This is a genomic window from Pantoea sp. sgz302252 (assembly GCF_042610525.1).
Classification (GTDB): Bacteria; Pseudomonadota; Gammaproteobacteria; order Enterobacterales; family Enterobacteriaceae; genus Erwinia.
On the sequence record NZ_JBHDVM010000005.1, the window covers coordinates 405,661 to 414,434 of the forward strand.

General features: G+C 59.0%; 1 protein-coding gene. It reads left to right on the forward strand.

The genetic code is table 11. From position 1 onward, the window contains the following. Positions 1-6: 6 nt before the first annotated feature. On the forward strand, positions 7-8,774 hold an 8,768-nt coding region (locus ACETPC_RS12230; protein WP_380181722.1), incomplete at its 3' end, for a hemagglutinin repeat-containing protein.

Sequence of the window (8,774 nt, forward strand, 5' to 3'; positions counted from 1 at the left end):
CCCGTTATGAACAAGCTTTGCTATCGCATTATCTTCAATAAAGTTCGCGGCATGCTGATGGTGGTACCTGAAATTGCCCGCAGCGGTTACGGCCATGCCGCTCGTCGCCGTCAGCGTGCCACGCGTAAGGAAGCGCAGGTGCGCATCAACCCGCTTAGTTTTGCGCTTTGGCTGGCAGCAGGCGCCGTGGCGCTACCGGCGCAGGCGAATATCGTGGCAGACAGCAGCGCGCCGGGCAATCAGCAGCCGACGGTAATGTCTACTGCCAACGGCCTGCCGCAAATCAATATTCAGACACCGAACGGCCAGGGCGTATCGCGTAATAAATACAGCCAGCTCGACGTCGACGGACGCGGCGTCATCCTGAACAACAGTCATCAGAACACGCGCACGCAGCTGGGCGGCATGGTGGCGGCTAATCCCTGGCTGTCAAAGCAGGAAGCCAGCGTTATCCTTAACGAGGTCAACAGCCGTAATCCCAGCCAGCTCAACGGCTTTATCGAAGTCGCCGGAAAACGCGCGGCGGTAGTGATCGCCAATCCTTCTGGCATTACCTGCAACGGCTGCGGTTTTATCAATGCCAGCCGTAATACCCTGACCACTGGCCAGGCAGTCATGGAGAATGGCCAGCTTAAAGGGTTTGACGTCAACGGCGGCCGCGTCAATATCGAAGGCAAAGGCCTGCAGGACAGCGATGCCGATTACACCCAAATCATCGCGCAGTCGGTCACCGTCAACGCCAAACTTCATGCCCGCGACCTTAACGTGGTTACCGGTAAAAACCAGGTTTCGGCCGATGGCGGCGTCACTGCGGTTAAAGCCAGCGATGAAGCTACACGTCCTGCATTCGCACTGGACGTAGCGGCAATAGGCGGCATGTACGCTAATAAAATTACCCTGACCGGCACCGAGAAAGGCGTGGGCGTACGTAACGCGGGGGAACTGGGCGCAAGCGCTGGTGAGCTGAAGCTGAGCGTGGACGGCAAGCTGGAAAACAGCGGCACACTGCAAAGCAGCGACGCTTTGCAGATCGCCAGTAAAAGTGACCAGAACAACAGCGGCAAAATACTCTCGCAACAGACAGTGACGCTTTCGGCAGATGGAACATTGCGAAACAGCGGGCTGGTTAGCGCGGGCAGTAACGCAACGCTTAGCGCCAACCGTATTGAGAGCACGAGCGAGGGCACACTGGCTGCAGGCGTTGACGGCAGCGGCGCGCTGACACAGTCGGGCAATCTGTCGCTGACCAGCCAGGGTGAGCTAAGGGCGCAGGGAAAAAACCTGGCGCACGACCAAATTCAGGCTCAGGGCAGCCGGGTGGATTTTTCTGGCAGCCAGACTTCAGCCGACAGCATTGGGCTGGCTTCTACACAGGACGATGTCAGCACTGCGGGCGCAACCTTATCCGCCAGAGCGGTTCAGATCGGCGCCGCGACAAAACTAAACAATGATGAGGGCAAACTTTCCGCGGGCAGCCTGAGCGTCACGGCAAAAAACATCAGCAACAATCGCGGCCTGCTGCGGCAGCAAAACCAGCAGTCGCTGGCGCTGAATACCGGTGCCTTGCTGAACAATCAGGGTACCATCGTCAACGAAGGCGACACGGTTATTAAAGCCGACAGCATTGATAACCGCAGCGGCCTGATCGCGGGCAACGGCAGCAATCTTACGCTTGATGCGCGTCAGCTGGAGAACCAGCAGGGCACGCTACAGTTGGCGGGGAATGACAAATTAAAGCTGAATATCGCGCAGCTGGACGGCAATCAGGGCAGTGTCCTGTCGGCAGGCGCGTTAGAGATAACCGGCAGCGATCTTGATCTCTCGCAGGGGCATACCCAGGCGCAGGCGTTAACGCTCAAATCTGACACGCTGAATAATCAACAGGGGATCCTGTCGCAGCGCGGCGAGGGCGAAATGGCGCTGGATGTGGCAGGCGCGATGGCAAACCAGGATGGCCGCATCGAAAGCGGCGGCAATTTGCGTATAGCGTCAGGCAGCCTGGATAACAGTCGCGGCACGCTACTGGCTGCCGGGCAGGGCGATTTGCAGGTCAGCGCGAATGAGGTGCTGAACAACACGCAGGGCTCAATGCTCGCTGGCCATAACCTGAATCTTTCCGCCTCAAGCCTGAAAAACGAGCGGGGCGTGATCTCTGCCACAGGCGGCGAAGCCAGGCTGACAACGCGCCAGCGCATTGATAACGCCAAAGGGCGTATAGAGGCGCAGCAGCAGTTAACTACACAGAGTCTTGGGCTGGACAACCAGGGCGGTACGCTGCTGGGCAAACAGCTCTCTGTTGCTACGCAGGCAGGCGAACTGAACAACGCCAGCGGTAATATAGTGGCGCAGACCGCGCTAAACCTCGACAGTGGCAACCTGAAGAATGACGCGGGCCTGATTCAGTCCGGCCAGGCTCTGGCAATCAATACCCACGGCGCAGCGTTAACCAATACCGACAGCGGCAAAGCCGGAATAATCAGCGGCGGCACGCTCACCATCGCCAGCGGCGACACAGACAACAGCCGGGGCGTAATCGCTGCGGCCTCAGACAGCAATATCACCAGCGGAGCGCTGGTTAATGCTGATGGTGTTCTGATGTCAGATCGGGCGCTTTCTCTCGATACTGGCGCGACAGATAACCAGCGCGGCTTACTTCAGGCGGGTGACGAATTTTCGCTGGACACGCACGGCGCAAGCCTGATCAACAGCGACAGCGGCGAGCGTGGCGGTATCGTAGCACGAGGCGATCTGCAACTGGCGACGGGTGAAATCGACGGCGGCAAAGGCTTTATCCAGGCGCGAAATATTGCCATTAACACGCATCAGCAGGATTTCCAGCATCAGGGCGGTATCCTCAGCTCTTCGGGCACATTGCTGCTGGAGACCGGCGAATTAAATAACCAGGCGGGGCGTATTCAGTCCGGCAGCGACATGCAGCTTGCATCCGGAGCGCTGGATAACCAGCAAAGCGCGCAGACGGGCGGCATTATTGCGGGCGGTGATTTGCTGTTAAACAGTGGCGACACAGATAACAGTACAGGCGCAATAGTGGCAGCGGGTGACGCAAACATAAACAGCGGCGTTTTAACCAATAACCACGGCACGCTCGCTGCAGATAAAACGCTGAAGCTGATAACCAACGCGGTAGAAAACCAGCATGGTCTGCTGCAGGCAGGTGATGCGCTGTCGCTGGATACGCAGGGCGCGCAGCTAACTAACAGCGACAGCGGCACTACTGGCGGCATCATTGCAGGCGGCGATCTACTGCTCTCAACCGGCCAGATAAACGGCGGCAGCGGCGTCATTCTCGGGCAGAACGTTACCGTAGATACGCATCAGCAGACGTTCGACCATCAGCTTGGGCAGTTAGGGGCTCGCGGCGTTTTACAGCTGGACAGCGGCGAGCTGAACAACCGCGCGGGCAGAATTGAAGCCGCTGGCGACCTGCTGCTGGATACGCACGGCAACAGCCTGAATAACAGCGATAGCGGTACCGCAGGTGGCCTGTTCAGCGGCGGCAAGCTAAGGCTGCGTTCGGGTAATCTAAACAACCAAAAAGGCGATCTCACGGGTAAAGCCGGGACGGATATCGTCGCTGGCGATGTCAATAATCAGGACGGCGTCCTGAACGGCGGCAGCGGCCTGCTCAGCCTGCTCAGCGGTAAAGTGGAAAATCAGGGCGGCTTGTTACAGGCAGGCACGGATTTGCTGCTTGATACTCAGGGCCAGCAGCTGGTGAATACCGGCAGCGGCAGCCAGCGCGGCATCGTCGCCATGCACGATCTCGATATACGCAGCGGCGCGACGGATAACCACACTGGCTTTATTGCCGCAGGCAATCAGGCGACGCTGCATACCGGCGAGCTGAACAACAGTCAGGGCCAGATAGCGGGCAACGGCGGGCTGGCATACAGCGGCCAGGCGCTCAATAACGATGACGGCAAGCTCCAGTCGGCGGGCGATATCACTATCGATACCGCAGGTCGGACGCTGAGCAACCAGCGCGGCCTGATTGCCGGTTCGAAAAACACCCGTATTGCCAGCGGTGAACTGGACAACCAGCAGGGGCAAATCCAGGGCGGCAAAGATTTAAACCTGGGCGCGAATGGGCTACAAAACCAGAACGGTAAACTGTTCTCTGCCGGCACGCTAACGCTTCAGGCCGGTCAGCTAAATAACCAGTCCGGGCAGTTGCAAAGTGTGGACAACGCCAGCCTTGTGCTGACGCAAAAGCTCGACAACACGGGCGGCCTGATCCACGGCAGTCAGGCACTGGATATCGTTACGCCACGGCTAATCAACCAGAACAGCAAGCAAAACAACAAAGGCATTGAAGGCGGCACGCTGACGCTGCAAATCGATACGCTGGATAACAGCAAAGGCGCGCTACGGGCGAGCAACCTGCTCTCGCTGACGGTGCGTCAGGCGCTGGAAAACCTCAATGGGCTAATCTCCTCCGCCAATACGCTGATTGTCCAGGATGCGGCTCAGGGCCAGGCGCTTGCTATCGATAACCGCAAAGGAACATTGATCGCCGACAGCCAGGCCCAAATCAGTGCAGCCTCGCTAAGCGGCGACGGGCAGGTGCTGTCGCAGGGCGATCTTGATATTACGCTGGCGGGAGATTTTCAGAACGCTTCTGAAGTTAAAGCTAACGGCACGCTGCGGCTGACCACGGGCGGCAACCTGACTAACGACGGCACGATCGGCGCCCAGCAGGCGCTCTGGCTCTCTGCGCAGAACATCACCAACAACAAAAAGGGTGAAATCAGCGCGCAGGAAACGCATATCGCAGCAGCAGATACCCTGACCAACACCGGGCTGATTGACGGCGGCCTGACGCATCTTACGGCTAACGTACTGAACAATATTGGCACGGGCCGTATTTACGGCGATCGTATCGCTATTGCCGCTACGGTATTGAATAACCTCAGCGATAAGGGCAAGGCTGCCGTTATCGCTGCGCGGGAGAGGCTGGACGTAGGTGCCGATACCATCAATAACCGCGATCACGCGTTAATCTACAGCGACGGCGATATGCATTTTGGCCGCCAGCTGGATGCCAGCTACCACGCAATCGGACAGGCCCGGCAGCTGAATAATGATGGCGCGACCATTGAAGCCGGCCGCGATGCAACTATCGCTGTTTCCGAAGTGAACAACACTAACCGCAACCTCACCACGAAAATCGTCACCACGGAAAACGCCCAGCATCATGATGCCGTCCTGAAAGGCCATACCGATCGCTTTGACTGGGCCGATGTGGATACCAGCCATAAAAATAAATACAACGTCCACAGCGCCCGCATGCCGGACGGCACCAGCGGCAGCGAATTTTACGAATACACCTACCAGCGCGTAGTCAAAGAAACGCAGATTAAATCGAGCGATCCAGGGAAAATCCTCTCGGGCGGCAATATGACCTTTACCGCCAACCGGCTGACAAACCAGGATAGCCAGATAGTGGCAGGCGCGGCGCTGGGCGGCCAGATTGGCGAGCTGGATAACGAGGCGACCAAAGGGACGCGCGTCACTACGGATAAAGGCAAATCGGTACGCTGGTACGCCAAAAAGAAGAAAAAGAAACTTGGCGGCACTAAAACCTCGCAGGGCAAAAGCAGCAGCAACTACGCGCCAGCGCCGGTAACGGAAACTATCGATCTACAAACGCTGACGTGGCAGGCCAATGCCGCGCCGCAGGGCAGCGGCTATCAAACTAATGGTCTGCAACAGCAGGCGGTAACTGCCCAGGCCGGTACGGTCGGCGCGATAAAAGGCCAGCAGGCTAAAACAGCGGTAACGCTGGGCAGCGTAGCCAGCGGCGACATGCTATTGCCCGCCGGAGAGCGTTACGACAGCACATTAACCCTTGATAAACTTAGCGATGTCAAAAATAATCCGTTACTGTTGCCGAACGGACAGCAGTTTTCATTAACGCTGCCTTCTACGGTGGTTGACGGGCAAACCATTACGCCAGTGATCCGCGCCGTTTCGCCGGACACGCGCCTGCCGGACAACAGCTTGTATCAGCTACAGCCCGCCAGCGACAGCCGCTATCTGGTGGAAACCGATCCACGCTTCGTAAATCAAAAGCAGTGGCTGGGTAGCGACTACATGCAAAATGCGCTGACCACGGACGGCAGCCAGATCCTGAAACGGCTGGGCGACGGCTATTATGAACAAAGGCTGGTACGCGATCAGGTCACGCAATTGACCGGTGGCCGCTATATCAGCGGCTACGGCAGCGATGAAGATCAGTATCGCGGGTTGATGAACAACGGCATCGCCTTCGGCAAGGAATATCAGCTGACGCTGGGCGTGGCGCTGACCCCGGCGCAGATGGCGCTGCTGACCAGCGATATCGTCTGGCTGGTGAATCAGACGGTAACGCTGCCGGACGGTACGCAGCAAACCGTGCTGGTGCCTCAGGTCTATGCGAAAGTCAAAGAAGGGGATTTAACCGGCGACGGCGCGTTGCTCGGTGGCGGTAGCGTGGCTATTAACGCGCAAAAAGATATAACCAACAGCGGCACTATTCTGGGAAGGGAAGTCACGCAGCTCACCGCGCAGTCGCTGACCAACAGCGGTTATATCGATGGTAATGAGGTAAGCCTGACCGCGCGTCAGGATATCAACAACCTTGGCGGCACCATCAGCGGCGATAAATCCGTTTCGCTGCTGGCAGGCCACGATATCACCAGCCAGTCGACGCTGCGGAGCGACGGCACAGACAGATGGGTGGATCGTCCGGCGGGCATCTATGTTCAGGGAAGCGACGGCACGCTGGCGCTAAGCGCGCTGAACAATATCACGCTGGCCGCCAGCGATATCGGCAATGCAGGCGCGAACGGCACGACGCGTATCCAGGCGGGCAAAGATCTGACGCTGGGCACCGTCACCACGCAGCACAGCGAAAACGACAGCTGGGGCAGCGATAATTATCGTCGACTGTCACAGCAGACTGATGTAGGTACGCGCATTAACGCGGCGGGAAGCCTGACGCTGAGCGCCGGACAGGATATCAAAGCCAGCGCTGCCGACGTCACGGCTGGCGGCGCGCTGACCGCCAGCGCCGGACGCGACATCATGCTGAACGCCGGCAACGACCGCAGCGATCTGGTTGAGCACAGCAAACAGAGCAGCAAAGGATTGCTGTCGGGCAGCAGCCTGGAAACGCACGACGAGGTGCATAACCAGCAGGCGCTCAGCACTACCTTTAGCGGCGACAGCGTCCAGCTTCAGGCGGGCCGTGATATCGCCGTTACGGGCAGCAACGTGGCGGGCACGCAGGACGTCGCGCTGAGCGCGGGCCGCGATCTCAACGTGACCACCGCAGGCGAGTCCAGCCAGGAAATCCATCAGCGCGAAGAGAAAAAATCGGGCCTGATGGGCACCGGCGGCATCGGCTTCACCGTTGGCCAGGCGATGCAGAAAAGCACTACTGACGCCAGCGGCTCGCTGAACAAGGGCAGCACCATCGGCAGCAGCGACGGCAACGTTACCCTCAGCGCCAATAATCAGCTTAACGTCCACGGCAGCGACGTTATCGCAGGCAAGGATCTGACGCTGAGCGGCAGCGACGTAGCGATCACCGCGGCGGAAAACAGCCATACCTCTTTGACCAAAACCGAACAGAAACAGAGTGGCCTGACGCTGGCGCTTTCCGGCACCGTAGGCTCCGCGCTGAACACGGCGACGCAGGTCGCCCATACGGCGGCGGAAACTGGCGACGGCCGTATGAAAGCCTTACAGGCCACTAAAGCGGCGCTAAGCGTGCAGCAGGCGGAGCAGGCTTATGAAATGGATGGCGCGCAGACCGCTGCGGCAAACGCGCATAATGAAGCGCTGGGCCTGAAGCCGGGCGATGAGGGCTATCAAAAAGGCTCGACCGACACCGTTGGCGTCAACCTCTCTTACGGCAGCCAGTCATCGAAAAGCGAAACCCGCAGTGAAAGCCGCCAGGCGCAGGGCAGCTCGCTGGGCGCGGGCGGCAATCTGAATATTACCGCCACGGGTGCGCAGGCAGCCAGCCAGGGCGATATCACCGTGCAGGGCAGCCAGCTCAATGCCAGCGGCGATATGGCACTGACGGCAAAAAATGATATCAACCTGCTTTCAGCACAGAACAGCGAGCGCACCGACAGCACCAACAGCAGTAAGGGCGGCAGCATCGGCGTGGGGCTGACCGCAGGTTCAGGCGGTACCGGCTTCAACGTATCGGCCAGCGTCAACGCCGGCAAAGGGCGCGAGAACGGCAACGGCGTGACCCATACGGAAACCACGCTGAACGCGGGCAACGCCCTGAGCCTGAACGCCGGACGCGACACGCTGCTTCAGGGCGCGCAGGTCAGCGGCAACAGCGTGAAGGTGGATACCGGACGTAACCTGACGCTGACCTCGGAACAGGACAGCGACCGCTACGATTCGAAGCAGCAGAGCGCCAGCGCCGGAGCCAGCTATACCTTCGGCGGAGGCGGCGGCTCGGTCAGCGTGAACCTGAGCCGGGACAAGATGCACAGCACCTGGCAGAGCGTGAACGAACAGACGGGCATCTTCGCAGGTAAAGGCGGCTTTGACGTGACGGTCGGCGAGCACACGCAGCTGAATGGTGCGGTTATCGGCTCGACGGCGGATGCCAGCCTCAATAAGCTCGATACCGGCACGCTGGGCTTCAGCAACATTGAAAACCACGCGGATTACAAGGTTGAGCACCAGAGCGTGGGCATGAGCAGCGGCGGCCCGATCGGCAGCCAGATGCTGGGTAATATGGCCAG